Consider the following 23,696-nt stretch of genomic DNA (forward strand, 5'->3'; position numbering starts at 1 on the left):
TCAGTTCACCGCCCGGCGGGTACTGTCCGCTGCGGCCGGCGGCGATAACACCCGTTCCAGCACTTCGGCCTCCAGTTCCGCCAGCCTGGCCGAGCCTTTGCGGCGCGGCCGCGGCAGATCGATGGCCAGATCCAGCCCGATATGCCCCTCTTCGATCAGGATCACCCGATCCGCCAGCGCGATGGCTTCGCTGACGTCATGTGTGACCAGCAGTACGGTAAAACCGTGTTGTTGCCACAGCGTTTCTATCAGCCCTTGCATCTCGATGCGCGTCAGGGCATCCAGCGCTCCGAGCGGTTCGTCCAGCAGCAGCAGGCGGGGGCGGTGGATCAGCGCGCGCGCCAGGGCGACCCGCTGTTTTTGTCCACCGGACAGCGCCGCCGGCCAATCGTGGGCGCGATCCGCCAAACCGACCGCGTCCAGCGCCTGCAGCGCCGCGTCGCGCCACTGGCCGCGTAGCCCCAGACCTACGTTGTCGATCACCGTTTTCCACGGCAACAGGCGCGCATCCTGAAACATCAACCGGGTATCCTCTTTAGCGGCGGCAAGCGGCGCGTTGCCACTGAGCAGCGCGCCGCTGCTGGCCTGTTCCAGGCCGGCCAACAGGCGCAGCAGGGTGCTCTTGCCGCAGCCGCTGCGGCCGACCACCGCCACGAACTGCCCGGCGGAAATGCGCAGCTGAATATTGTCCAGCACCGTGCGGTTGCCGTAACGTTTGCCGATGGACTCCAGCGTCACCGGCGTGCCTTGCGCAAGGCGAGCGGGAAGGGTCATAGCGCTTCTCCCTGTTTCAGTTGATAGGCCGGATGCCAGCGCAACCAGACGCGCTCCAACAGCTGCGCGCCCACGTCCGCCAGCTTGCCGAGCAGGGCGTACAGCACGATCGCCACCACCACCACGTCGGTTTGCAGAAATTCACGCGCGTTCATCGCCAGGTAGCCGATGCCCGAATTGGCCGAGATGGTTTCGGCGACGATCAGCGTCAGCCACATGAAGCCGAGAGCGAAACGCACGCCGACCATAATCGACGGCAGCGCGCCCGGCAGCACCACCTGTGTAAACAGGCGGAAACCGCTCAGGCCGTAGCTGCGGGCCATCTCCAACAGGCCGCGATCGATGTTTTTGATGCCGTGATAGGTGTTGAGATAAATCGGGAACAGCGTACCGAGCGCCACCAGAAAGATCTTGGCGGATTCATCGATGCCGAACCACAGGATCACCAACGGGATCAGCGCCAGATGAGGCACGTTGCGGATCATTTGCACCGAGCTGTCCAGCAGGCGTTCACCCCAGCGTGACAGCCCGGTAATAAAGCCGAGTATCAGTCCGATGCTGCCGCCGATGCCAAAGCCGATCAACGCGCGCTGGCTGCTGATGCTCAGGTGCTGCCACAGTTCGCCGCTTTGGCTCAGGCGCCAGAAGGCGGCCAGCACCGCACTCGGCGCCGGCAAAATGCGGTTGGACAGCCAGCCGGTTTCGACGGCGATCTGCCAGATGATCACCAGCGCCAACGGCAGCGCCCAGGGAGCCAGCCGATACAGGATGCGTTGTACGTTATTTGCCATCGGGGCGCTCCTCAGCTCTGCGATACTTTTTGCGGAACATAGATGTTGGCCACCACTTCGCCCTGCGGGCGCACCGGTTGAAGGCGAGCGGGCGTTTCCTCCTGCGCCAGATCGAGGTGTGGGAACAGCAGTTCGCCGACGCGGTAGGCCTCTTCCAGATGCGGATAGCCGGAGAGAATAAAGGTGTCGATGCCCAGATCGGCATATTCCTGCATGCGCGCCGCGACCGTCGGACCATCGCCCACCAGCGCGGTGCCGGCGCCGCCGCGCACCAGGCCGATGCCGGCCCACAGGTTCGGGCTGATCTCCAGGTTATCCTTTTTGCCGCCGTGCAGCGCCGCCATGCGCCGTTGGCCGACGGAGTCGAAGCGCGCAAAGGCCTGCTGCGCGTTGGCGATGGTTTCCTCATCGAGGTGCGCGATCAGCCGATCGGCGGCGCGCCAGGCCTCTTCGGTGGTTTCCCGCACGATGACGTGCAGGCGGATGCCGAAACGCACCTGTCGGCCCTTCGCCGCCGCTTTGGCGCGTACTTCCTCGATCTTCTCTTTGACCTGCGCCGGCGGCTCTCCCCAGGTGAGGTACATTTCTACCTGTTCGGCGGCCAGATCCTGCGCGGCGGCGGAGGATCCGCCGAAATAGAGCGGCGGGCGCGGCTGCTGCACCGGCGGGAACAGCAGCTTGGCACCTTTCACCTGAATATGCTTGCCGTGGAAATCGACGGTTTCCCCTTCCAGCACCCGGCGCCAGATATGAGTGAACTCGGTCGAGGCCTCGTAACGCTCTTCATGACTGAGATGTAACCCCTCCGCCGCCAGCTCTTCCGGATCGCCGCCGGTGACCAGATTGAACAGCGCGCGCCCGTTGGACAGGCGATCCAGCGTCGCCGCCTGACGTGCCGCCAGCGTAGGGGAGATGATACCCGGCCGCAACGCGACCAAAAATTTCAGCCGCTGGGTGACCGGGATCAGCGAGGCGGCCACCAGCCAGGAGTCTTCGCAAGAGCGACCGGTGGGGATCAGCACACCGCCGAATCCCAGCCGATCCGCCGCCTGGGCGATCTGCTGCAAGTAACCGTGATCGACGCTGCGAGCGCCCTGCGCGCTGCCAAGATAGTGGCCGTCGCCATGGGTGGGTAAAAACCAGAAAACGTTCAGGCTCATCGTCAATGTTCCCCGTATTTATTGCGCGCTTGGGCGCCAGATGCGTTGCGAGATGTCGACCTTCACCGGCACCAACCGGTTGGCGTAAAACAGGTCGGCGGTTTGCTGCTGCGCGGCGATCGTATGCGCATCGAGCGGTGTGATGGCGGTCGGAGGGCGGTGATCCAGATAGCTGGCGATCACCGGTTCCGGCAGCCCCATGGCGTTGGCCAGCAGGGTCACGCTTTGCGCCCGGTCGCTGCGGGTGAGCGCATCGGCCTGGGTCAGCACCGTCAAGACCTGGCTGATAAAGGCACCGTTGGCTTCGACATAGGGGCGCGCCGCCAGATAGAAGGAACCGGTCTGATTCAGATCGGTGCCGTCGCCAAGCACCCGCACGCCGCCCTGCAGCAGCGCGGCGGAATAATAAGGATCCCAGATCGCCCAGGCATCGACGTTGCCCTGCTGGAATGCAGCGCGCGCATCGGCGGGCGTTAAATAGGCGGGCTGGATATCCGTAAATTTCAGTCCGGCTTTTTGCAGCGATCGCAGCAGCAGGTTATGTGAGCTGGATCCTTTCTGGAACGCGACCTTATGGCCTTTCAGATCGGCGACGGTTTTGATCGGGCTGTTTTCCGGCACCAGGATCACTTCCGCCTTCGGTTTGGGCGGCTCAACGCCGACATACAGCAGATCCGCCCCGGCGGCCTGCGCGAAGATCGGCGGAATATCGCCGGTGCTGCCCAGATCGATGCTGCCGACGTTCAAGGCCTCCAGCATCTGCGGGCCGGCGGGAAACTCGATCCAACTGATGCGGGTGGCGGGGAAACGTTCCTCCAGCAGCCGGTGGCTCTTCGCCAGCACCAGACTGACCGATCCTTTTTGGTAGCCGATGCGGAATTGCGCCGGATCCTGAGCGACGGCGGCGTTGGCCCAAACCAGCGACAGCAGGCCGGTGAAGGCGGCGGCGCTCAGCCAACGCCGCAAAGCGATGCGTTGTTTCATTCAGGCTCTCCTTTTCCAGGCGTTTCAGGCGGTTTGACGCGCCGCCAGTGGCGAGGCGACGCGCAGCGCAGGCGGTTTGCGGCGGCCAAGCGCCAGATAGAAACTGGCCAGTGCCTCTTCCAGCCGGGCGGCCACGGCGTCGGTGAGCGTGGCGCTTTCTTCGGTCAACTGGATCTGGCTGTCGTCGGCGAACACGCCGTGCAGCACCTCTTGCGCTTTCAGCGCCGCCAGCACCGGTTTCAACGCATAGTCCACCGCCAGCATGTGGCCGACAGATCCCCCGGTCGCCAGCGGCAACACCACCTTATGATCCAGAGCGCGTTCCGGCAGCAGATCCAGCAGGGTTTTCAGCGCGCCGGAGAACGACGCTTTATAAACCGGCGTGGAAATCAGCAGGCCGTCGGCCTGCGCCAGCTGCTCGGCAAACGCCTTGATCGCCGGACTGTTGAAGTTGGCGTACAGCAGATCTTCGGCGTCAAAGTCGTGCAGGGTATAGGCCGTCACTTCCACCCCTTGCTGCCGCAGCCAGTTCTGACTCAGCGAGAGCAGCGCGGCGGAACGTGATGGGATGCGTGGGCTACCGGCCAGTGATATAACGCGCATTGCCACTCCTTATAACTAAAAGTTAGGTTTAATTAGAAAATCAATGGGAAGTGTTTTAAACCTACCAGCAACCGGGCGCGTTTTTTAAATCTCATTTTTTGATTTGGATATGCGCAAAAGCGGATTGGCAGCGATTTGGCGGCGAAGAGGGAAAACGATTGCGTAAAAACGGCTTTTTTTGCCTTTAATCAATTCCAATTAGGCGGGGGATACCGGATAATACGCCCCCGGTTTGCAACCGGGAAATCAGGAGAGTCCATGTACTACCCCCTCATCAGGAAAGCGTTGTTCCAGCTCGATCCGGAGCGCGCGCACGAAGTGACCTTTCGTCAGCTCAGCCGTATTACCGGCACCCCATTAGCGTTTCTTGTCCGTCAGTCCGTGCCGACCAAACCGGTCAACTGCATGGGGCTGTCGTTTAAAAACCCGCTGGGATTGGCCGCCGGTCTGGATAAAAACGGCGAATGCATCGATGCGTTCGGCGCGATGGGCTTCGGCCATGTGGAGGTCGGCACCGTGACGCCGCGTCCGCAACCGGGCAATGACAAGCCGCGCTTGTTCCGCGTGGTTGAGGCGGAAGGCCTGATTAACCGCATGGGGTTCAATAACCATGGCGTGGACAATCTGGTTGAAAACGTTAAGAAATCCCATTTCGGCGGCATTCTTGGGATCAATATCGGCAAGAATAAAGACACGCCGGTCGAGCAGGGCAAAGACGATTATTTGATCTGCATGGATAAAGTTTATCCGTATGCCGGATATATCGCGATTAACATCTCTTCACCGAATACGCCGGGGTTACGATCCTTACAGTATGGCGAAGCGCTGGACGATCTTTTGGCTGCGATTAAAAATAAGCAGCAGGAATTACATGCGCGTCATCACAAATATGTGCCGGTGGCGGTAAAGATCGCGCCGGATCTTTCAGAAGAAGAATTGATCCAAATTGCCGATAGCCTGGTGCGGCATAATATCGATGGCGTGATCGCCACCAATACCACGTTGGATCGAAAATTGATCCAGGGGTTGAATTATTGCGAACAAGCGGGCGGGTTAAGCGGGCGTCCGTTGCAATCACGCAGCACCGAAGTGATCCGTCGTCTCTCCACCGAACTGCAGGGGCGCCTGCCGATTATCGGCGTAGGCGGCATCGATTCGCTGACGGCGGCGCGCGAAAAAATGGAGGCCGGCGCGAGCCTGCTGCAAATTTATTCCGGATTTATCTATCACGGCCCGCGTTTGATTAAAGATATCGTTACCCATATCTAATATTTTTCCTCTCATTTTATTCCGGGGGTTTATTTCTGCCCCCGGCTCGTCTATATTTTGTTCGTTAGCATAAATATCGTTCGCGGAATTATCCGATGTTTAAGCTATTTTATCGGTGATAAAATCGCCTTTTAGGGTGAGTGCGGCGTTGGCATAGGCAGCGAGAAGGATACGAAATGAAGATAAAACCTGACGATAATTGGCGTTGGTATTTTGATGCCGAACACGATCGGCTAATGCTGGATTTAGCTAATGGTATGATCTTTCGTTCACGTTTCCCGGCCAAAATGTTAACGCCGGACGCCTTCGATGAATGCGCTTTTTGCGTAGATGACGCCGCCCTTTATTTCACCTATGAAGAACAGTGCAAGCAGGTCAAGCTGAGCCATGAACAGCGCGCCGAGCTGGTGTTGAATGCGCTGGTCGCCTACCGCTTCCTGAAACCGCTGATGCCGAAGAGCTGGCATTTCTCGCAGCAGCACTACCCGCTGCAGCCGAAAAACGGCGAGCTGGCGGCGGTGAAAGTGATGGAGAGCGGCGCGGAAGCGCGCTTGCTGGTGGTGGAGGCCGGGGATAACGCCAGCCTGTGCCTGCTGGCGCAAAATCAGCTGACGGTCGCTGGCCGTACCATGGTATTGGGCGACGCCATCAAGGTGATGCACGATCGGCTGAAACCCTGCGCGCAGGATGAAAGCGCCGCCCCGGCTTACGACAGGGCGGTATAAGGCGGATTACGCCAGGGTCAAATCACTTTTCGGGATGCAGCTGCAGCACAGGATGGTGCCGTTGTCGCCCAGCGCGCTTTTCTTCAGGGGCGCGACTTCACCGCTCAGCAACGTAATGCGGCAACTGCCGCAAATCCCGGCGCGGCACGAGTAAGGCACGCGGATGCCTTGCTGCTCCAGCTGTTCGAGCAAAATCTGCTGGTTGTTGCCGGTAAACACCTTTCCTTCATATTCGATCGTGACGCTGTGCGCGCTGTCTTGCGGCGCTTGCACGCTCTCCACCACTTTGCCTGCGCCATAAGGGCGCGGCGGCTTGGTCGACAGCACTTCCACCGTATCGCCCACGCGGATGATGCCGCTGTTGCGCGCGATCATATTCTGGCCGAAATCGATATCGCCGTTGTCGGCGGAGCGGAATTTTTGCAGCGTGCTGAGCGGTTCGCCGCTCGGGTGCTTGCGGCCACGCTCGGTGCTGACGGTGGTGAGCACGCAGCGGCTGCAGGGTTTCACCAGATCGAACATGACGTCGCCGACGCGGATCACCTGCCAGCCGTCTTCAGCCCAGGCGGTAGCGCCGCTCACCACCAGATTGGGGCGGAACTGTTCCAGCTTGATGCTGCCGGGGCAACGCTGCTGCAGATCGTTGAACGAAGCCTGGTTAATCAGCAGATAAGGGTAGCCGTCGGCAAACGTCAGCGGGATTTCAGGGTGTTTCTTGACCCGGCGGGTCAGCTCCGGCCCCAGCCAGCGCAGCTGCACGTCGCGCTGGAAGTAGCCGCTCAGCCAGCGGTTGATCTCATCCGGCGCAGTCAGCGCGGTGAAATGGTTGCCCCACACCTCGGTCGGCTGCGGCGCGGCCGCGAAGTCGCTGAAGCGAATGGCGGCGCTTTCGCCGTCCGGCGCGGTCAGGAACAGCCCGTCCGGCAGCAGCGCCGGCGTGAACAGCACCATCTGCGGATATTGGCGCGCGGTAATAAAGGTGCCGTCCGGCTCGGTGATCATAAAGTTGCGGTCGAAGGCCAGACCGCTGCTGCCGACCTGGGCGTAAGAAAGCTGCAGGCCGCGCAGTGATTTAACCGGATGGACGTAGAGTTTGGAAAGCGTGATCACCCTTATCTCCGTGCGATGATTAAATAGAAGGGAGCAACTTTATGACAAGCGGTGCGGATTAGCTATAATGCGCAACAATTTTCTTTTTGGTGATAAGTACGATATGAACTCTCTGTTTGCCAGCACGGCGCGTGGATTGGAAGAACTGTTAAAAAGCGAGCTGGAAGCGCTTGGCGCTCACGACTGCAAAGTGGTGCAGGGCGGGGTACATTTTCAGGGTGACGATCGTCTTCTGTACCAAAGCTTGCTGTGGAGCCGCCTGGCTTCGCGCATTCTGTTGCCGCTGAACGAATTCCGCGTGCACAGCGATCTGGATCTGTACCTCGGGGTGCAGGCGATCGACTGGCCGAGCATTTTTGGCGTGGATAAAACCTTTGCCGTGCATTTCAGCGGCGTGAACGAAGAGATCCGCAACAGCCAATATGGCGCGCTGAAGGTGAAAGACGCCATCGTCGACAGCTTCACCCGCAAACTCGACCAACGCCCGACGGTCGCCAAACAGCAGCCGGACATTCGCGTTAACGTCTTCCTGCAGCGCGATATGGCCAGCGTGGCGCTCGATCTGAGCGGCGAAGGTCTGCATCAGCGCGGCTACCGCGATCTCACCGGCCAGGCGCCGCTGAAGGAAAACCTGGCGGCCGCCATCGTGCTGCGTTCCGGCTGGCAGCCGGGCACGCCGATGCTTGATCCGATGTGCGGCTCCGGCACGCTGTTGATCGAAGCGGCGATGATCGCTGCCGATCGCGCGCCAGGCCTGCACCGTCAACACTGGGGCTTCAGCGCCTGGAATGGCCACAACGCCGAACTGTGGCGTGAAGTCACCACCGAAGCGCAGGTGCGCGCGCGCCGCGGCCTGCAGGAAACCGCCTCTCGCTTCTTCGGTTCCGATATCGATCGCCGGGTGATTGAAATGGCGCGCGGCAACGCCCGCCGCGCCGGCGTCGCCGAGCTGATCACCTTCAACGTCGGCGACGTCGCGCGCTTGACCAACCCGCTGCCGGAAGGTCCGCAAGGCACGGTGATCAGCAACCCGCCGTACGGCGAACGCCTGGAAAGCGAACCGGCGCTGATCGCGCTGCACAACATGCTGGGCCGCGTGATGAAAAGCGCCTTCGGCGGTTGGCAACTGTCGCTGTTCAGCGCCTCGCCGGAGCTGTTGAGCTGCCTGCAGCTGCGCGCCGAGCGCCAGTTCAAGGCGAAGAACGGCCCGCTGGAGTGCGTGCAGAAAAATTATCAGCTGGCGGCAAGCCCGGCCGGTAGCGCCACCGGCGGCGTGCAGGTGGCGGAAGATTTCGCCAACCGTCTGCGCAAGAATTTGAAGAAGCTCGACAAGTGGGCGAAACAGCAGGGCATTGAATGCTACCGCCTGTACGATGCCGATCTGCCAGAATACAACGTTGCGGTGGATCGCTACGGCAGCAAGGTGGTGGTGCAGGAATATGCGCCACCGAAAACCGTCGATGCGCAGAAAGCACGTCAGCGTCTGTTCGATGTGATCAACGCGACGCTGGCGGTGCTGGAGCTGCCGTCGAATCAGCTGATCCTGAAAACCCGCGAGCGGCAGAAGGGCAAAAACCAGTACGAGAAACTGGCGCAGAAGGGCGAGTTCCTGTTGGTGGAAGAGTATAACGCCAAACTGTGGGTCAACCTGACCGACTATCTCGATACCGGTCTGTTCCTTGATCACCGCATCGCGCGCCGTATGCTGGGTGAGATGAGCGGCGGCAAGGATTTCCTCAACCTGTTCGCCTACACCGGCACCGCCAGCGTGCACGCCGGGCTGGGCGGCGCGCGCAGCACCACCACGGTGGACATGTCGCGTACTTACCTGGAATGGGCGGAGAAGAACCTGCGCGCCAACGGCCTGACCGGCCGCCAGCATCGGCTGATCCAGGCCGACTGCCTGTCGTGGCTGAGCAACGCCAATGAACAGTTCGACGTGATTTTCATCGATCCGCCGACGTTCTCCAACTCCAAGCGGATGGAGAACACCTTTGACGTGCAGCGCGATCATCTGGCGCTGATGAAAGATTTGAAACGGTTGCTGCGCCGCAACGGGACCATCATGTTCTCGAACAACAAGCGCGGTTTCCAAATGGATATGGCAGGGCTGAGCGCGTTGGGTCTGGAGGCGAAAGAGATCACCGCCAAGACGCTGTCGCAGGATTTTGCCCGTAACCGTCAGATCCACAACTGCTGGCTGGTGACTCACGCCGGCGAAGGAAAATAATTACTATGTCGTTAATCAGCATGTCCGGCGCCTGGCTCTCTTTCAGCGATGCGCCACTGTTAGACAACACCGAAATTCATATTGAAGACAACGAGCGCGTGTGTCTGGTCGGGCGCAACGGCGCCGGTAAATCCACGCTGCTGAAGATCCTCGGCAAAGAGATCCCGCTGGACGATGGCCGGGTGATCTACGAACAAGATCTGATCGTGGCACGTCTGCAACAGGATCCGCCGCGCAATATCGGTGGCAGCGTATTCGACTTCGTAGCGGAAGGCGTTGCGGAGCAGGCGGAACACCTGAAGGCCTATCACGCGATCTCTCACCTGGTGGAAAGCGATCCAAGCGAGAAAAACCTGGCGCGCATGGCGCAAATCATGGAGATCCTCGATCACCAGGGGCTGTGGCAGCTCGACAGCCGCATCAGCGAAGTGCTGCTGCAGCTGGGGCTGAACGGCGACGCCGAGCTTTCCTCACTGTCCGGCGGTTGGCTGCGTAAAGCGGCGCTGGGCCGCGCGCTGGTGAGCTCACCGCGCGTGTTGTTGCTCGACGAACCGACCAACCACCTGGACATTGAAACCATCGATTGGCTCGAGGGCTTCCTGAAAGAGTTCGACGGCAGCATCGTCTTCATCTCGCACGACCGTTCGTTTATCCGCAACATGGCGACGCGCATCGTCGATCTGGATCGCGGCAAGCTGGTTTCCTGGCCGGGCAACTACGATCTGTATCTGCAGAGCAAAGAAGAAGCGCTGCGGGTGGAAGAGCTGCAAAACGCCGAGTTCGACCGCAAGCTGGCGCAGGAAGAGGTCTGGATCCGTCAGGGCATCAAGGCGCGCCGCACCCGCAATGAGGGCCGCGTGCGCGCGCTGAAGGCGCTGCGCGTCGAGCGCTCGCAGCGCCGCGAAGTGATGGGCACCGCCAAGATGCAAGTGGAAGAGGCGACCCGCTCCGGCAAAATCGTATTCGAGCTGGAAGACGTCAATTATCAGGTTGGCGAAAAAGTGCTGGTGCGCGGTTTCTCCGCCCAGGTGCAGCGCGGCGACAAGATTGCGCTGGTGGGGCCGAACGGCTGCGGCAAAACCACGCTGCTGAAACTGATGCTCGGTCAGCTGAAAGCCGACAGCGGCCGTGTGCACTGCGGCACCAAGCTGGAAGTGGCCTATTTCGACCAGCACCGCGCCGATCTCGATCCGGAACGCACGGTGATGGACAATCTGGCGGAAGGCAAGCAGGAAGTGATGGTCAACGGCCGTCCTCGCCACGTATTGGGCTATCTGCAGGACTTCCTGTTCCACCCGAAACGCGCGATGACGCCGGTGAAGGCGCTGTCGGGCGGTGAGCGTAACCGCTTGCTGTTGGCTAAGCTGTTTCTTAAACCGAGCAATCTGCTGATCCTCGATGAACCAACCAACGATCTCGACGTCGAAACGCTGGAGTTGCTGGAAGAGCTGATCGACGGCTATCAGGGCACCGTACTGCTGGTCAGCCACGATCGTCAGTTCGTCGACAACTCGGTGACCGAGTGCTGGATCTTCGAAGGCAACGGCGTGATCAATGCCTTCGTTGGCGGTTACTACGATGCGCATCACCAGCGCGCGACGGCGAAACCGATTCGTCAGGCGGCGCCGAGCGCGAGCAAACCGGCGGCGGAGAAAAAGGCCGAACAGCCGAAGAAAACGGCGGCCAAGCTGAGTTACAACCTGCTGCGTGAGCTGGAACAGTTGCCGCAGCGGCTCGAACAGCTGGAAGCGGAAATCGAAGCGCTGCAGGCGCAGATGAGTGACGCGGATTTCTTCACGCGGCCGCACAGCGAAACGCAAGAAGTGCTGACGGCGCTGGCTGATGCCGAGCAAGCGCTGGAACAGGCTTTCGCCCGTTGGGAAGAGCTGGAAGCGATGAAAAACGGCTGACCGTTGCGATGCCGCCCGCGCGCTGCTGCGGGCGGCATCGACGTGCCGGTGAGCAACGTTATTTAGGAGGAATATGGTGTGTTCCCACAACAATCATCAGCAGCATAGTCATTCCGCACCCTCGGCGGCGCAACAGGATAACCTGATGCTGTGTCCGCAGTGCGACATGCTGGTGGCGCTGCCGCCGCTGGCCTATGGCAGCAAAGCGGTATGCCCGCGCTGCAAAACCACGCTCAGCGCCCGCTGGGACGAGCCGCGCAAGCGGCCGATCGGTTACGCGCTCAGCGCCTTGTTCATGCTGGTGCTGGCCAACATTTTCCCGTTTATCAACATGCGCGTCGCCGGCCTCGGCAACGAAATCCGGCTGATCCAAATCCCGGAAGTCATGGTGGCGGAAGACTACGCCAGCATGGCCACCTTGTTTATGGTGTTCGTGCAGCTGATCCCGGCGTTTTGCATGGTGGCGATCATCCTGCTGTGCGCCAGAGTGCGTTTGCCACTGGGCCTCAAAGAATGGATGGCCCGGGTGCTGTTCCAGTTCAAGACCTGGTGCATGGTGGAGATTTTCCTCGCCGGGGTGCTGGTCAGCTTCGTCAAGCTGATGGCCTACGGCGATATCGGCATCGGCAGCAGCTTCGTGCCTTACTGCCTGTTCTGCCTGCTGCAGGTGCGCGCCTTCCAGTGCGTGGATCGGCGCTGGTTGTGGCAGGATATCGAACCGGCACCGCGACTTAATCGCCCGCTGACGGTGGGGCGCACCGGCATGCGCCAGGGCGTGCGCTCTTGCGCGTGCTGCACGGCGATCTTGCCGGCCGATCAGGTGCGCTGTCCGCGCTGCCACACCAAGGGCTACGTGCGACGTCGTCACAGCCTGCAGTGGACGCTGGCGCTGCTGGTGACCTCTGTCATGCTGTATATTCCGGCCAACCTGATGCCGATCATGGTGACCGAGGCGTTGGGCAACAAGATGAACTCCACCATCATGGCGGGGGTGATCCTGCTGTGGGGGGACGGCTCTTATCCGGTGGCGATGGTGATTTTCATCGCCAGTATCATGGTGCCGTCGCTGAAAATGTTGGCGATCGGCTGGCTGTGCTGGGATGCGAACGGCAGGAAGAAACCGCGCGCCGACAGCGAGCGTATGCATCTGATTTATGAAGTGGTCGAATTCGTTGGCCGTTGGTCAATGATCGACGTGTTTGTGATCGCCGTGTTGTCGGCGCTGGTGCGAATGGGGCAGTTGATGAGCATTTATCCCGCGACGGGCGCCGTGCTGTTCGCGCTGGTGGTGATCCTCACCATGTTCGCCGCCATGACATTTGATCCCCGGCTGACCTGGGATCGCGCAAGTGAAACAATCAACAAGGAGCCGCAAGGTGACGGAAAATAATCATAGCGTCGCGGACGTCGAGAAGATCAAACGCTGGTCGCCGGTGTGGATCATTCCCATCGTGACCGCGCTGATCGGCGCCTGGATCCTGTTTTACCACTTCAGCCATCAGGGGCCGGTGGTGACGCTGGTGACCTCGACGGCGGAAGGGCTGGAAGCGGGTAAAACCAAAATCAAAAGCCGCAGCGTTGACGTCGGCGTGGTGGAAACCGTCACGTTGAGCGATGACCTGAGCAAGGTGATGGTGCAGGCTCGCCTCAATTCCGGCATGGAAAAATTGCTGCGCCAGGATTCCGCTTTCTGGGTGGTGAAGCCGCAGATCGGTCGTGAAGGCGTCTCCGGGCTGGGCACGCTGCTCTCCGGCGCCTATATCGAACTGCAGCCGGGCAACAAAGGCAAAGACGGTAAAGACAACTATCAGCTGCTCGATGCGCCGCCGCTGGCCTCCCCGGATGCCAAAGGGTTGCGCATCGTGCTGGACAGCGAGAAGTCAGGCCAGCTCAACGCCGGCGATCCGGTGCTGTTCCGCGGTTATCGCGTCGGGTCGGTGGAAACCAGCTACTTCGATCCTAAAGAACGCGCTATGCGCTATCAGCTGTTCATCACCGCGCCTTACGATCAGTTGGTCACCACCAACGTGCGTTTCTGGAAAGACAGCGGCGTGGCGTTTGACATGTCGGCGCAGGGCATGCGGGTGGAGATGGGCTCGTTGACCACGCTGTTCAGCGGCGGGGTCAGTTTTGACGTGCCGGACGGCTGGGATCGCGGCGAACAGGCGAAAGAGAAGGCGGAGTACCAGCTGTTCGACAACCAGCGCAGCACGCAGGATTCACTGTATACCGTGCATAAGGATTACCTGCTGTTCTTCTCCGACTCGGTACGCGGCCTGCAGCCGGGCGCGCCGGTCGAGTTCCGCGGCATCCGTCTGGGTACGGTGGCGCAGGTGCCGTTCTATAAAGACGGCATGGCGCAGCGTCTGGATAACGATTACCGCATTCCGGTGCTGATCCGCATCGAGCCGGATCGCTTCCAGAAACAGCTGGGCGGCAACTTCGATATTGAAGGGCACCTGAAAGATGCGGAGTCTCGCGGCATGCGCGCCTCGATGAAGTCCGCCAACCTGCTGACCGGTTCGCTGTACATCGATCTTGACTTCTATCCGCAGGAAAAACCGTGGAAAGGGCCGCGCGAGCTGTTCGGTTATCCGCTGATGCCGACCACCAGCGGCGGTCTGGCGCAGATCCAGCAGAAACTGATGCAGACGTTGGATAAGATTAATTCGATGCCGATCAATCCGATGATCAACGAAGCGACCAAGACGCTGGCGGAAAGTCAGAAAACCATGAAGTCGACGCAGCAGACCATGAAGTCGCTGAACGACATCATCGCCAGCAAAGAGATGCAGGCGCTGCCGCAGGACATGCAGAAAACGCTGCTGGAGCTGAACCGCAGCATGAAAGGGCTCCAGCCTGGTTCACCGGCTTACAACAAGATGGTGGGCGACATGCAGCGCCTCGATCAGGTATTGCGTGAGCTGCAACCGGTGCTGCGCACCTTGAATGAGAAGAGCAACGCGCTGGTGTTTGAAGCCGCCGGCAGCACTGACCCTCAGCCGAAGAAGGCCACGAAATGATGAAATGGATCCCGGTAGCCCTGGCGCTGTTACTCAGCGCCTGCAGCAGTTCGCCACAGAAGACTTACTATCAGTTGCCGGCGCTGGGTGCGCCTGCTGCAGCCAGCAGCAGCGGCGCTTCCACGCGCCAGCTGTGGCTGGAACACGTGAGCGTGGCGGATTATCTGGCGCAGAACGGCGTGGTGTATCAGACCAACGACGTACAGTATGTGATAGCCCAGAACAACCTGTGGGCCAGCCCGCTCGACCAGCAGCTGCAGCAAACGCTGGTCACCAACCTGAGCAGCGCGCTGCCGGGCTGGGTGGTCTCTTCGCAGCCGATGAGCAGCGATCAGGATGTACTGAACGTGACCATCAGCGGCTTCCACGGCCGTTTTGACGGCAAGGCGATCATTCGCGGCGAGTGGGTGCTGAATCGCCAGGGGCGCCTGATCAAACGGCCTTTCAGCCTGGAATTGAAACAGGGTGAAGACGGCTATGATGCCCTGGTGCGCACCCTGGCGCAGGGATGGCAGCAGGAAGCTCAGGCTATCGCAGCACAGATGGGCGGCATTTAGTCATAATTTGGTCTAAAATCGTCTAATCCCTGTCGGCGTGAAAATCCGTTTTTTCTCGCTGGCGGGGATTTATATTTCATTTCAAACAGTTAAACCCTTTCCCGGCAGATCAGCCACTTAGCATTTTCCTCGGGCGTAGCTCACAAATATGACATTGGCGTGAATTTTGCGCATTGATCTTCTCTTCTTTTAGCGCTATTGATTACTCGTGGCTGCGCAAAAAGCAGCCATTGTTTTCTTTCCACCAGACCAAAATGAGGGAAACGAGGCATGAAGAGACAGAAACGCGATCGTCTGGAAAGGGCGCATTCGAGAGGGTATCAGGCAGGTATTTTAGGGCGTTCCAGGGAACATTGTCCCTACCAATCATCAGTGGACGCCCGGTCTCAATGGCTGGGAGGTTGGCGAGAAGCCATGGAAGACAGGGCTGTGACCGCTTAAGCGGCTCCCTGTCAAATAAAAGGAATAACCTCCGCCCTTTGGCGGAGGTTTTTGTTTGTGCCGTTTATTCGTCCTGCCAGCGTTTCAGTAGAATACTCGCATTCACGCCGCCAAAGCCGAAGCCGTTCGATAAGGCGTAGGTTATGCTCATCGATTCAGCCCGTTTCGCGACCAGGTGCAAACCTGCCGCCGCCGGATCGGGATTGTCCAGATTCAGCGTCGCCGGGGCGATCTGGTCGCGCAGAGCCAAGGCGGTAAAGATGGTTTCCAGCCCGCCGGCGGCGCCGAGCAGGTGCCCGGTGGCGGATTTTGTCGAGGTTACCGCGACGCTCCCTGTCGTGCCAAACAGGTGTTTGATGGCATTGATTTCACCCAGATCGCCCACGGGCGTTGAGGTCGCGTGTGCGTTTAAATGCTGAACCTCTTCTGGGGCGACGTTCGCCTGCTTCAACGCGGTTTTCATCGCCCGATAAGCACCGTTGCCGTCTTCGGCACCGGAGGTCATGTGGTAGGCGTCGGCGCTGGTGCCATAACCGACGATTTCCGCGAGCGGTGTGGCGCCGCGCGCCCGCGCGTGTTCCAGCGTTTCAATCACCAGCATGCCGGCACCTTCCCCCATGACAAATCCGTCTCGCGCGCTGTCAAAAGGCCGAGAAGCCTGCCTTGCCAACTCGGCCGGTGCGGTGGACATAGCGCGCGCGGCGGCGAAGCCGCCCAGGCTGACGGTGTCGATAGCGGCTTCGGTACCGCCGCACAGAGCGATATCGGCCTCATCATTGCGGATCAGACGCACGGCGTCGCCAATGGCTTGCACGCCGGCCGCACAGGCGGTGACCGGTGCGCCAATCGGGCCTTTGAAGCGATGCTTGATGGAAACATGGCCGGCCGCCAGATTGACCAGGAAAGAGGGGATGGTGAAGGGCGACAGGCGCTTGGCGCCGCGGTTGTCGGTGGTGCGCACCGCCTGGGCAATCGCCGGAAAGCCGCCAATGCCCGAGGCGATGACGGTGGCGGTGCGCTCTTGTTTTTCCTCCGTATCGGCTATCCAGCCGGCCTGACGAACGGCTTCATCCGCCGCCGCCATGGCAAACAGGATAAAGCGATCCATTTTCTTTTGGTCTTTGGGAGCGACGGAAGCATCGGGGTTGAAGCCCGCTTCAGCATCCTGCGCCAGCGCCGGAACCTGACCTCCGACCTTGATCGGTAAATCTGCAACGATCTCGTCAGGCAAAGCCCGAATGCCTGACTCTCCTTTTAACAAACGTTGCCAGATGGTCTCCACGCCGCACCCTAACGGTGAAACGGCACCCATGCCGGTAATAACGATACGACGATTGCTCATGACGACTCCTTGGTAAGTTCGGATAAATCGGCGAGGCGCCGTTGCCGCATTAGTGCGGCGCGTTGATGTATGCCTTCATTTGCCGCAGGCCCTGGCGCCAGCGTAATAAACTGCGGCGGCACCGGTTGTTGGCTATCGATATTGACCAACTGGACCTGGATCGGCCGATCGGTGCGGCTGTCGACTAACAAGGCGCTAATGTCACCGTCGATCAAATGGCGATTGCCCCATTCTGAGAGAGCTGCCAGCACGGGGAGAAAATCGTTGCCGCGTTCGGTGAGCAGATACTGATAGCGGACCGGCCGCGTTTGATAACGTTGCTTATGCAGAATGCCGTGGGCCACCAAATCCTTCAGGCGTCGGGCCAGGAGAGTCGGTGACATCCCCAGGCTTTGTTGGAATTCGTCGAACTTGGACAACCCCTGAAAGGCATCACGCAGGATCAGGATGCTCCACCATTCTCCGACACGATCTAATGAACGTGCGACGGGGCAAGGTGCATCGCTAAAGCGGGTTTTTTGCATATCGGCTCTTTGTCGGTACATTTATTGTAGTTACGTGGATGGTTATACTAGGTGATTTTAAGGGGCAAGAAAATAACCGGACGCAAAAACCGCTATCGTGTCGATAGCTGGCTGTGGGGAGGGGGCGCTCAACCGGCCTGTGGCTTTGACCGTTTCGGTAGAGACATGCGGGATAAACCGGTTCGGTAGCGGGCGATTAAAGGAGGTGGGTAGTCTTTAAACGGTAAGAGAAAGAAATGCCATCACGCTGGGCGTGATGGCATGCATGCGAAGAGCATTAGCAAAGAAGACGATGGCCGCCCTCTTTTCTGCGTGATTAGAAGGCTGTGGTATCCTTGAACAGACCCACTTTCAGATCGGTGGCGGTATAGATCACTTCACCGTCAACCAGCACTTCGCCATCGGCGACGCCCATGATCAGCTTACGGGTGATGACGCGTTTGAAGTTAATACGGTAGGTCACTTTTTTCGCGGTTGGCAGCACCTGGCCGGTAAACTTGACTTCACCAACGCCCAGCGCGCGGCCTTTGCCTTCGCCACCCAGCCAACCGAGGTAGAAACCGACCAACTGCCACATCGCATCCAGGCCCAGACAGCCTGGCATGACCGGATCGCCGATAAAGTGGCAACCGAAGAACCATAGGTCCGGATTAATATCCAGCTCCGCTTCCACATAACCTTTGTTGTGAGTCCCGCCGTCTTCGGTCATCTTGACCACGCGGTCCATCATCAACATGTTACCTGCCGGCAACGGTGGGCCACCGGCGCCGAACAGCTCGCCACGGCCGGATGCTTCGAGGTCTTCTTTCGTATAGGAATCGCGTTTATCTACCATGTTCTCAGTAAGCCTTATTTTAATGAAGGACGCAGGTTAGCTAACACGTGTACGCTGAACAAGTCCGATCAGCCGTGGTTGAACCAGTTGAGCCAGCGCAGCGGCCACGGACGACGGCGTTCCTGCAGGCTCACCTGCGCAATCCGTTCCTGAATGGCCGCCAACAAATTCGGCTGTTGTTCGTCAGAGTAGAGGCAACCTGTGAGCAAAGGCAAGGCTTCCGCCGCGCTCTCTACCGCCCACAGATGGAATTGCCCTTCGCGTACCGCGTCGACGATATCCTGGCGCAGGCACAGGTGGCGCACGTTGGTCGCGGGCAATATGACGCCCTGTTTGCCCGTCAGACCGCGGCGTACACAAACCTCGAAGAAACCTTCGATCTTTTCGTTAACGCCACCTATCGGCTGTACGTTGCCGAATTGGTCGACGGAGCCGGTGACGGCGATCTGCTGGGTGATCGGTTGCTGTGACAGGGCGCTGATCAATGCGCACAGCTCAGCCAGCGAGGCGCTGTCACCGTCCACTTCACCGTAAGATTGCTCAAAGACGATGGAAGCGGAGAAGGGCAGTTGCTGATCAAGATCCAGTTCGGCGATCAGGAACGCCTGCATGATCATCATGCCTTTAGCATGCAGGTTGCCGCCCAGTTCGGCTTTGCGCTCGACGTCGGTGAACTCGCCGTCGCCGAGATGCACAACGCAACTGATGCGCGACGGTTCGCCAAAGCTGCGTGGATGACCGGGATAATCCAGGACTGACAGACCGTTGATCTGTCCGACCACTTCACCCTCGGTCTCAATCAGGATCTGACCCAACTCAATCTCATCCTGCATACGCTCGGCCAGATAGCTTTCACGCCATTCTCGGGCATTTAACGCCGCCTCGAACGCTTTGGCCGTAATGCGATCTTCTTCGGCATACAGTGCGGCTTCGGATAGCTGCTGGCCAATCCAAACCGGCGAGAGTGGCAGAATGCCCTGATCGCCACTGTAACGCACAGCCTGGACGATCAGCGGCGGCCAGGCGTCAGTCGCCAGCATCGGCAACTGCTGGTCGGCAATCACGCCGTTGACGTAACCGCACCACTGCGCCATATCATCAACTTCAGTCAGCTGCAGATCGTCTTCGAATTCACCGTAGATCGCTTGTTCGCTCAGTTCCGGCTCGATATCGTGAAAATCGGCCAGGCCGTGACGGTCGCCGACTACAATCAGCCGCAGATCCAGCGGCATCGGTGGAATGGCTACCGGCAGCGGGCGGGTTTCGTCTGGCGATACCCAGTGGAACTGACGCTGGCCGATCATCTGTTTCAGCCGCAGCCACAGCAACGGCTGAGCAAGCAGCGCCCGCGCCGACAGAATCAGAATGCCGCCGTTGGCCTGGTGCACCAGACCCGGTTGCAGGGTAATGTCGCCATTGTGGATCCGTACGCAGCCAAACAGCTGTTCCGGCTCAATCCACTCCTGGAACAGACAAGCGCCGCCGGCGGCAAAAGGTTCATCGCCACGGCTGGCAGGTTCGACGCTGACATTGCCATCCTGAATGACATAGTGGCTGCCGCGGCATGCCGTATTTTTCGGCAGCAGTGGTTTGACGGCGTGAGCGATCAGTTCCAGATACTCACGCGTTTCTTGCGCTTTCAACAGCATGAAACGCGGTGGCGATTGGGGGTGGCAAAATAGCGTCAGGGCATTTTCCAGCCGAGGCTGAATGGCGGAAAAGGGCACGGGTGCCAACTGAGCGGCGGTATCAAATATCGCCTGATAAGGCGTTACGTCCGGCAATAAAGATTGCCATTCAAGTCGGTTATTGGTCAAAGTGTTAGATGCAATCGTTAAAAAGGGAAAGGGCGATTATACAAGAATAACGGCGGCTTGATACATGCGGAGTGCCAGTTGGCATCAGGGAGTTTGACATCGCGCGGTGACTGTGCAAAAAACAGTCTAAAAGACGGTTTAATTGCCGGGGAAATTCGGCGCAAAGCTGTTATGCTTATTTGAAGTTACGCGGTCACTGAAGAGCTCAAGATGAAATATCAGCAACTGGAAAATCTGGAGAGCGGTTGGAAATGGAAGTACCTGGTGAAGAAGCACCGGGAAGGGGAACTCATTACCCGCTACATTGAAAACAGCGCTGCTCAAGAGGCGGTTAACGAGCTGCTGAAGCTGGAAAATGAGCCGGTCAAGGTACTTGCATGGATTGCCGCTCATATGAATCCGGAACTGGATAACCGGATGAAACAAACGATCCGCGCCCGCCGCAAACGTCATTTTAACGCAGAACATCAGCATACGCGTAAAAAATCTATCGATCTGGAGTTTTTGGTTTGGCAACGATTGGCTGCCCTGGCGCGCCGCCGTGGCGTTACGCTGTCGGAAACCGTCGTGCAGCTTATCGAAGACGCTGAACGCAAAGAAAAGTATGCGAACCAGATGTCGTCGTTGAAAGAAGACTTGAAGGCGATTCTGGGCAAAGATCCCAAGTAAGCGCGTGAGAACGCCTCTATGGCGCCAGGCATTGAATGTTCTGGCAACAAGAGGACGAAAAAAAACCCCGCATTGGCGGGGTTTTTTATTAGGCGAGTAAACTTAGCCCTGAGGCTGAGTTACAACGTCTTTGATACCTTTAACTTCGATCTCTACGCGACGATCTGGTGCCAGGCAAGCGATCTGAGCTTTGGTAGCGCGGCCAGATTTGTAGCCACAGGTGTTGCCTGTAACTGCATCTGCTTCACCCATACCACGTGCAGAGATTTTGTCTGACGGGATGCCTTTGGAGACCAGGTAGTCAACAACGCTCTGTGCGCGTTGTTCAGACAGTTTCTGGTTGTACTGGTCAGAACCAACGGCGTCGGTGTAACCCAGAACAACTACGGAGCCGTCTTTAGGATCCATGGAGCTCAGCTGGGTGTACAGCTGATCCAGAGCCTGCTGGCCTTCTGCTTTCAGAGTAGATTTGTTGAAGTTGAACAGCACGTCAGACTTCAGAGTGAAACGCTTGGTTTCAACAACTGGAGCTGGAGCCGGAGCTGGTGCTGGAGCAACTACGTCATCCTGACCGAAGCGGTAAGAAACGCCCAGGCTCAGCATGGTGTTGTCTGGACGTGCGCCAACGGTACCTGCGTCACCGATGTTGCTTACGAACTGGTAATCCAGACGGGTAGCCCAGTTTTTGGTCAGTGCGTATTCAACACCAACAGCAGCCAGCGGAGAAACGCCGGTGTCGTGGTCGCTCAGACGCTGACCAGTACGGCCGTAGTTAGCTTTGGAGTCTGCACGCCATACCATACCACCCAGACGAGTGTAGATGTCCAGATCGTCAGCAATTGGGTAGCTCAGTTTAGCAGCCAGTTGAACGCCCTGCGCTTTGAAAGCACCGTTGTTCACGCTGCCTTTGTAAGGCATGCGGCCGAGCCAGTCATAGCCCAGCTCGAAGCCCAGGTATTGGTTTGCCTGGTAGCCCAGGAACGCGCCGGCACCCAGCTGATCTTTATGGGTTGGGCCGTTGCCGATACCGTTCTGGTAACCGTTGCCGTAGAAGCCAACGTCATGGTACTGGGACCAGCCCAGTTTAGCACCGGTGTACCAGGTGTTATCTTTTGGAGCGGCTTGCGCTACGGTAGCGAAACCTGCCAGTGCCACTGCTAATGCGATAGCTGTCTTTTTCATTTTGCGCCTCGTTATCATCCAAATAGGCAATGAGCTTTAAAGCTGTTTAAGCCCTTGGTTAAATTCCTTCGCCAAGGTTTAAGCCCTCGTTTGTTACTCGCCAGTTTTTCTGACGTTATAGAGCAACCTTGGCGATGTAAAGTCTACAACGTGGCGCGAAAGTTACAAGTGTGATGTGATAAGGCTCTAAAAAAAAACGCGGAATCGTACATATTTGCTAACATTCTTAGCCTAAAAAAACGGCGATTCATCGCGCGTTTTTGCCTGCCAAACCGCAGCCGGACTAGCTTTTTGCCTTCCCCCGCAAAGGTTCCGCTTAGGGGGTGCGAAAATGATGGGAAAAATCCTAAATTTACTTAATGATACAAAGAAGAGTGAATTTTTAGGGTGGAACAGTGTCCGTGAGTCGGGCTAATGTCACGTTGAGGGCGCATGATAAACCCATAGGCATTACCCAATTCTGCCGCACGTCTTAATTTTAGACGATCCTCCTCCGTTAGCTCGGGCAACCAGCCGAGAACCACGCTGTAATTTCCCGTTTGCAGCGCTTTTTCCATCGCCTCAACCGTATTCACCGGGCTGATCTGGCTCAATTGCACCATTTTATCTACAGGCAGGCCGGATTGCTGCAGCCATTGCTTGCTTAATTTTTGCTGCGGCGTTAGCCACAGAAGCCAGCGAGACTGCTTGCCCAATTGCAGCAGCAGGGGCAACAGTAATTGAGCCACTGCGGGCTGGCGCTCGTTGTAAACAAGTTCACTGATCAAGCCATTCTCTTTGCCGATATCCGTGTTCTTCGCAACATTGCGCGTTGTATAAGAGCCATGGCCGAAATGAGGTTGGTAGAGTGATTGAGTACGCATAAAGTTCCCGCCCGTCGTGTTACTGTATGTTTATACAGTATCCCTGATTTAGGATAAGATCAACCCAAATTTTCGTAGCGGCTCGCATAATTGCGATCATTTTTTGTACCGACGATTTTTGTGATTGGCAGGCGGGCGGATAGTGCGTATTTTCCTAATTAGTTGTTCACGTTACTTTTTTCATTGATGAGAGAAATAATACGGCCAGAACCTAAAAAGGAGGAACGCTATGAAAAGGATGTCGACGAGAAGAATCGCGCAGGCTAAAAATTGCTTTGCGGCGCTGGGCGCCATCACCACACGATCACAGTTTGGCGGCTATGGGCTGCTGGCTGAAGGGGTAATGTTTGCAGTGGTAGCAGAAGGTGAATTGTACTTGCGGGCTACGGCGAGCATGGAACCGGCCTTTCGCGCCCGGGGCATGGTCAATATGGTCTATTCCAAGCGCGGTGTGCCCATCACCTTGCGCTATTACTGGGTTGACGAGTCGCTGTGGCGGGAACGCAATGAGCTGGTAGGGCTGGCCTGGCAGGCTATCAGGGAAGCGCGCCGAGAACAGCGGCTCAAGGCCGGCGATCACGGCAGATTGAAGGCGTTGCCAAATATAGATGTCAACATGGAGCGCTTGCTATGGCGAGCGGGTATTCGCAATGCCTATGACCTGCGGCTGCATGGCGCTAAACGTAGCTATCTTCGCCTGCTGCAACAGCAGACCAATCTGGGTCTGCGCGTGCTGCTGTCGCTGGGCGGCGCGATAGCCGGTTATCATCAGGCGGCGTTGCCGACCGAATTGCGCAACGAACTGGTGCGCTGGTTCGATCATACGATGGCTATGCGTCGTCATGGCCATGAGCCAGTAGTTCAGGGCCCATCAAGCGGGCCCTGAA

General features: G+C 58.4%; 22 protein-coding genes. 10 read left to right on the forward strand and 12 right to left on the reverse strand.

What is annotated here, in order from left to right:
* Genes ssuB through ssuE form a run of 5 tightly spaced genes read right to left on the reverse strand, consistent with a single transcriptional unit; the run spans nucleotide 1 to nucleotide 4,312 of the window.
* Complete coding sequence (ssuB, locus tag ACJ8PL_RS04355) at nucleotides 1-774, reverse strand: aliphatic sulfonates ABC transporter ATP-binding protein (protein WP_016928303.1); 774 nt, start codon at nucleotides 772-774, stop codon at nucleotides 1-3.
* The gene (gene ssuC, locus ACJ8PL_RS04360) at nucleotides 771-1,565 is read right to left on the reverse strand and encodes an aliphatic sulfonate ABC transporter permease SsuC (protein ID WP_033640803.1); all 795 of its coding nucleotides are present in this window, start codon (nucleotides 1,563-1,565) and stop codon (nucleotides 771-773) included. The genes ssuB and ssuC overlap by 4 nt, the downstream gene beginning before the upstream one ends.
* 11 nt (nucleotides 1,566-1,576) lie before the next feature.
* Entirely contained in the window at nucleotides 1,577-2,725 is a 1,149-nt protein-coding gene (gene ssuD, locus ACJ8PL_RS04365) for an FMNH2-dependent alkanesulfonate monooxygenase (protein ID WP_016928301.1), read from the reverse strand.
* 18 nt (nucleotides 2,726-2,743) lie between these two features.
* A complete protein-coding gene (locus ACJ8PL_RS04370; RefSeq protein ID WP_015377347.1) occupies nucleotides 2,744-3,709 on the reverse strand; it encodes a sulfonate ABC transporter substrate-binding protein in 966 nt (321 codons plus the stop codon).
* Between the two features lie 24 nt (nucleotides 3,710-3,733).
* Nucleotides 3,734-4,312, reverse strand: coding sequence for an NADPH-dependent FMN reductase (gene ssuE, locus ACJ8PL_RS04375; RefSeq protein WP_016928300.1), 579 nt, complete (start codon nucleotides 4,310-4,312; stop codon nucleotides 3,734-3,736).
* Nucleotides 4,313-4,570: 258 nt separating this feature from the next.
* Here ssuE and pyrD point away from each other — a divergent pair, with 258 nt between their 5' ends.
* Both pyrD and ACJ8PL_RS04385 read left to right on the forward strand, forming a co-directional pair.
* Nucleotides 4,571-5,581 carry a quinone-dependent dihydroorotate dehydrogenase gene (gene pyrD, locus ACJ8PL_RS04380; RefSeq protein WP_015377348.1) on the forward strand — a complete coding sequence of 337 codons (1,011 nt, stop codon included), beginning with the start codon at nucleotides 4,571-4,573 and terminating at the stop codon, nucleotides 5,579-5,581.
* Nucleotides 5,582-5,757: 176 nt separating this feature from the next.
* Nucleotides 5,758-6,306, forward strand: coding sequence for a cell division protein ZapC (locus ACJ8PL_RS04385; protein ID WP_004928171.1), 549 nt, complete (start codon nucleotides 5,758-5,760; stop codon nucleotides 6,304-6,306).
* Nucleotides 6,307-6,312: 6 nt separating this feature from the next.
* Here the strand turns inward: ACJ8PL_RS04385 and ACJ8PL_RS04390 are convergent, their stop codons facing one another.
* Nucleotides 6,313-7,416 (reverse strand): YcbX family protein, encoded by a 1,104-nt coding sequence (locus tag ACJ8PL_RS04390; RefSeq protein ID WP_016928298.1) that lies wholly within the window; start codon nucleotides 7,414-7,416, stop codon nucleotides 6,313-6,315.
* Nucleotides 7,417-7,519: 103 nt separating this feature from the next.
* Here ACJ8PL_RS04390 and rlmKL point away from each other — a divergent pair, with 103 nt between their 5' ends.
* The 6 genes from rlmKL (at nucleotide 7,520) to rmf (ending at nucleotide 15,577) form a co-directional block, all read left to right on the forward strand.
* Nucleotides 7,520-9,646 (forward strand): bifunctional 23S rRNA (guanine(2069)-N(7))-methyltransferase RlmK/23S rRNA (guanine(2445)-N(2))-methyltransferase RlmL, encoded by a 2,127-nt coding sequence (gene rlmKL / locus ACJ8PL_RS04395; protein WP_028127997.1) that lies wholly within the window; start codon nucleotides 7,520-7,522, stop codon nucleotides 9,644-9,646.
* Nucleotides 9,647-9,651: 5 nt separating this feature from the next.
* The gene (locus ACJ8PL_RS04400; RefSeq protein ID WP_015377351.1) at nucleotides 9,652-11,556 is read left to right on the forward strand and encodes an ABC transporter ATP-binding protein; all 1,905 of its coding nucleotides are present in this window, start codon (nucleotides 9,652-9,654) and stop codon (nucleotides 11,554-11,556) included.
* Between the two features lie 76 nt (nucleotides 11,557-11,632).
* On the forward strand, nucleotides 11,633-12,946 hold the full coding sequence (gene pqiA / locus ACJ8PL_RS04405; protein ID WP_369825817.1) for a membrane integrity-associated transporter subunit PqiA: 1,314 nt from the start codon (nucleotides 11,633-11,635) through the stop codon (nucleotides 12,944-12,946).
* Nucleotides 12,933-14,579, forward strand: coding sequence for an intermembrane transport protein PqiB (pqiB, locus tag ACJ8PL_RS04410; protein ID WP_016928295.1), 1,647 nt, complete (start codon nucleotides 12,933-12,935; stop codon nucleotides 14,577-14,579). Before pqiA ends, pqiB begins: the two co-directional genes overlap by 14 nt.
* Complete coding sequence (gene pqiC / locus ACJ8PL_RS04415) at nucleotides 14,576-15,136, forward strand: membrane integrity-associated transporter subunit PqiC (protein ID WP_016928294.1); 561 nt, start codon at nucleotides 14,576-14,578, stop codon at nucleotides 15,134-15,136. Before pqiB ends, pqiC begins: the two co-directional genes overlap by 4 nt.
* Before the next feature lie 270 nt (nucleotides 15,137-15,406).
* Nucleotides 15,407-15,577, forward strand: a complete 171-nt coding sequence (gene rmf, locus ACJ8PL_RS04420) for a ribosome modulation factor (protein WP_004928150.1) — start codon at nucleotides 15,407-15,409, stop codon at nucleotides 15,575-15,577.
* A gap of 64 nt (nucleotides 15,578-15,641) precedes the next feature.
* On the opposite strand, the gene fabF is transcribed toward rmf, so the two are convergent.
* The 4 genes from fabF to ACJ8PL_RS04440 form a co-directional block, all read right to left on the reverse strand.
* The gene (gene fabF / locus ACJ8PL_RS04425; protein ID WP_097102396.1) at nucleotides 15,642-16,919 is read right to left on the reverse strand and encodes a beta-ketoacyl-ACP synthase II; all 1,278 of its coding nucleotides are present in this window, start codon (nucleotides 16,917-16,919) and stop codon (nucleotides 15,642-15,644) included.
* Nucleotides 16,916-17,443 (reverse strand): winged helix-turn-helix transcriptional regulator, encoded by a 528-nt coding sequence (locus tag ACJ8PL_RS04430; protein ID WP_028127999.1) that lies wholly within the window; start codon nucleotides 17,441-17,443, stop codon nucleotides 16,916-16,918. Before ACJ8PL_RS04430 ends, fabF begins: the two co-directional genes overlap by 4 nt.
* Before the next feature lie 316 nt (nucleotides 17,444-17,759).
* Nucleotides 17,760-18,278, reverse strand: a complete 519-nt coding sequence (gene fabA, locus ACJ8PL_RS04435) for a bifunctional 3-hydroxydecanoyl-ACP dehydratase/trans-2-decenoyl-ACP isomerase (RefSeq protein ID WP_004928144.1) — start codon at nucleotides 18,276-18,278, stop codon at nucleotides 17,760-17,762.
* A 68-nt stretch (nucleotides 18,279-18,346) separates the two neighbouring features.
* Nucleotides 18,347-20,095: an AAA family ATPase gene (locus ACJ8PL_RS04440; RefSeq protein ID WP_442530842.1), complete on the reverse strand. Its 1,749-nt coding sequence runs from the start codon at nucleotides 20,093-20,095 to the stop codon at nucleotides 18,347-18,349.
* Between the two features lie 210 nt (nucleotides 20,096-20,305).
* On the opposite strand from ACJ8PL_RS04440, the gene matP reads away from it, so the two are divergent.
* Complete coding sequence (gene matP, locus ACJ8PL_RS04445) at nucleotides 20,306-20,764, forward strand: macrodomain Ter protein MatP (RefSeq protein WP_004928138.1); 459 nt, start codon at nucleotides 20,306-20,308, stop codon at nucleotides 20,762-20,764.
* A 102-nt stretch (nucleotides 20,765-20,866) separates the two neighbouring features.
* Here the strand turns inward: matP and ompA are convergent, their stop codons facing one another.
* Both ompA and sulA read right to left on the reverse strand, forming a co-directional pair.
* Complete coding sequence (gene ompA / locus ACJ8PL_RS04450) at nucleotides 20,867-21,946, reverse strand: porin OmpA (protein WP_004928134.1); 1,080 nt, start codon at nucleotides 21,944-21,946, stop codon at nucleotides 20,867-20,869.
* A gap of 356 nt (nucleotides 21,947-22,302) precedes the next feature.
* Nucleotides 22,303-22,809, reverse strand: coding sequence for an SOS-induced cell division inhibitor SulA (gene sulA / locus ACJ8PL_RS04455; RefSeq protein WP_015377359.1), 507 nt, complete (start codon nucleotides 22,807-22,809; stop codon nucleotides 22,303-22,305).
* A gap of 229 nt (nucleotides 22,810-23,038) precedes the next feature.
* On the opposite strand from sulA, the gene ACJ8PL_RS04460 reads away from it, so the two are divergent.
* Nucleotides 23,039-23,695 (forward strand): TfoX/Sxy family DNA transformation protein, encoded by a 657-nt coding sequence (locus ACJ8PL_RS04460; protein WP_028128001.1) that lies wholly within the window; start codon nucleotides 23,039-23,041, stop codon nucleotides 23,693-23,695.
* Nucleotide 23,696: the final 1 nt, after the last annotated feature.

This window comes from Serratia sp. CY83965, from assembly GCF_052166375.1.
GTDB lineage: Bacteria > Pseudomonadota > Gammaproteobacteria > Enterobacterales > Enterobacteriaceae > Serratia > Serratia marcescens.

What these genes read in the sequence shown, in the direction of transcription:
- ssuB (WP_016928303.1), bottom strand. Translation starts at nt 774, where the DNA reads ATGACCCTTCCCGCTCGCCTTGCGCAAGGCACGCCGGTGACGCTGGAG.
- pyrD (WP_015377348.1), top strand. Translation starts at nt 4,571, where the DNA reads ATGTACTACCCCCTCATCAGGAAAGCGTTGTTCCAGCTCGATCCGGAG.
- fabF (WP_097102396.1), bottom strand. Translation starts at nt 16,919, where the DNA reads ATGAGCAATCGTCGTATCGTTATTACCGGCATGGGTGCCGTTTCACCG.
- ssuC (WP_033640803.1), bottom strand. Translation starts at nt 1,565, where the DNA reads ATGGCAAATAACGTACAACGCATCCTGTATCGGCTGGCTCCCTGGGCG.
- ACJ8PL_RS04385 (WP_004928171.1), top strand. Translation starts at nt 5,758, where the DNA reads ATGAAGATAAAACCTGACGATAATTGGCGTTGGTATTTTGATGCCGAA.
- ssuD (WP_016928301.1), bottom strand. Translation starts at nt 2,725, where the DNA reads ATGAGCCTGAACGTTTTCTGGTTTTTACCCACCCATGGCGACGGCCAC.
- ompA (WP_004928134.1), bottom strand. Translation starts at nt 21,946, where the DNA reads ATGAAAAAGACAGCTATCGCATTAGCAGTGGCACTGGCAGGTTTCGCT.
- ACJ8PL_RS04400 (WP_015377351.1), top strand. Translation starts at nt 9,652, where the DNA reads ATGTCGTTAATCAGCATGTCCGGCGCCTGGCTCTCTTTCAGCGATGCG.
- rlmKL (WP_028127997.1), top strand. Translation starts at nt 7,520, where the DNA reads ATGAACTCTCTGTTTGCCAGCACGGCGCGTGGATTGGAAGAACTGTTA.
- ssuE (WP_016928300.1), bottom strand. Translation starts at nt 4,312, where the DNA reads ATGCGCGTTATATCACTGGCCGGTAGCCCACGCATCCCATCACGTTCC.
- matP (WP_004928138.1), top strand. Translation starts at nt 20,306, where the DNA reads ATGAAATATCAGCAACTGGAAAATCTGGAGAGCGGTTGGAAATGGAAG.
- ACJ8PL_RS04430 (WP_028127999.1), bottom strand. Translation starts at nt 17,443, where the DNA reads ATGCAAAAAACCCGCTTTAGCGATGCACCTTGCCCCGTCGCACGTTCA.
- ACJ8PL_RS04370 (WP_015377347.1), bottom strand. Translation starts at nt 3,709, where the DNA reads ATGAAACAACGCATCGCTTTGCGGCGTTGGCTGAGCGCCGCCGCCTTC.
- pqiC (WP_016928294.1), top strand. Translation starts at nt 14,576, where the DNA reads ATGATGAAATGGATCCCGGTAGCCCTGGCGCTGTTACTCAGCGCCTGC.
- ACJ8PL_RS04460 (WP_028128001.1), top strand. Translation starts at nt 23,039, where the DNA reads ATGAAAAGGATGTCGACGAGAAGAATCGCGCAGGCTAAAAATTGCTTT.
- fabA (WP_004928144.1), bottom strand. Translation starts at nt 18,278, where the DNA reads ATGGTAGATAAACGCGATTCCTATACGAAAGAAGACCTCGAAGCATCC.
- rmf (WP_004928150.1), top strand. Translation starts at nt 15,407, where the DNA reads ATGAAGAGACAGAAACGCGATCGTCTGGAAAGGGCGCATTCGAGAGGG.
- sulA (WP_015377359.1), bottom strand. Translation starts at nt 22,809, where the DNA reads ATGCGTACTCAATCACTCTACCAACCTCATTTCGGCCATGGCTCTTAT.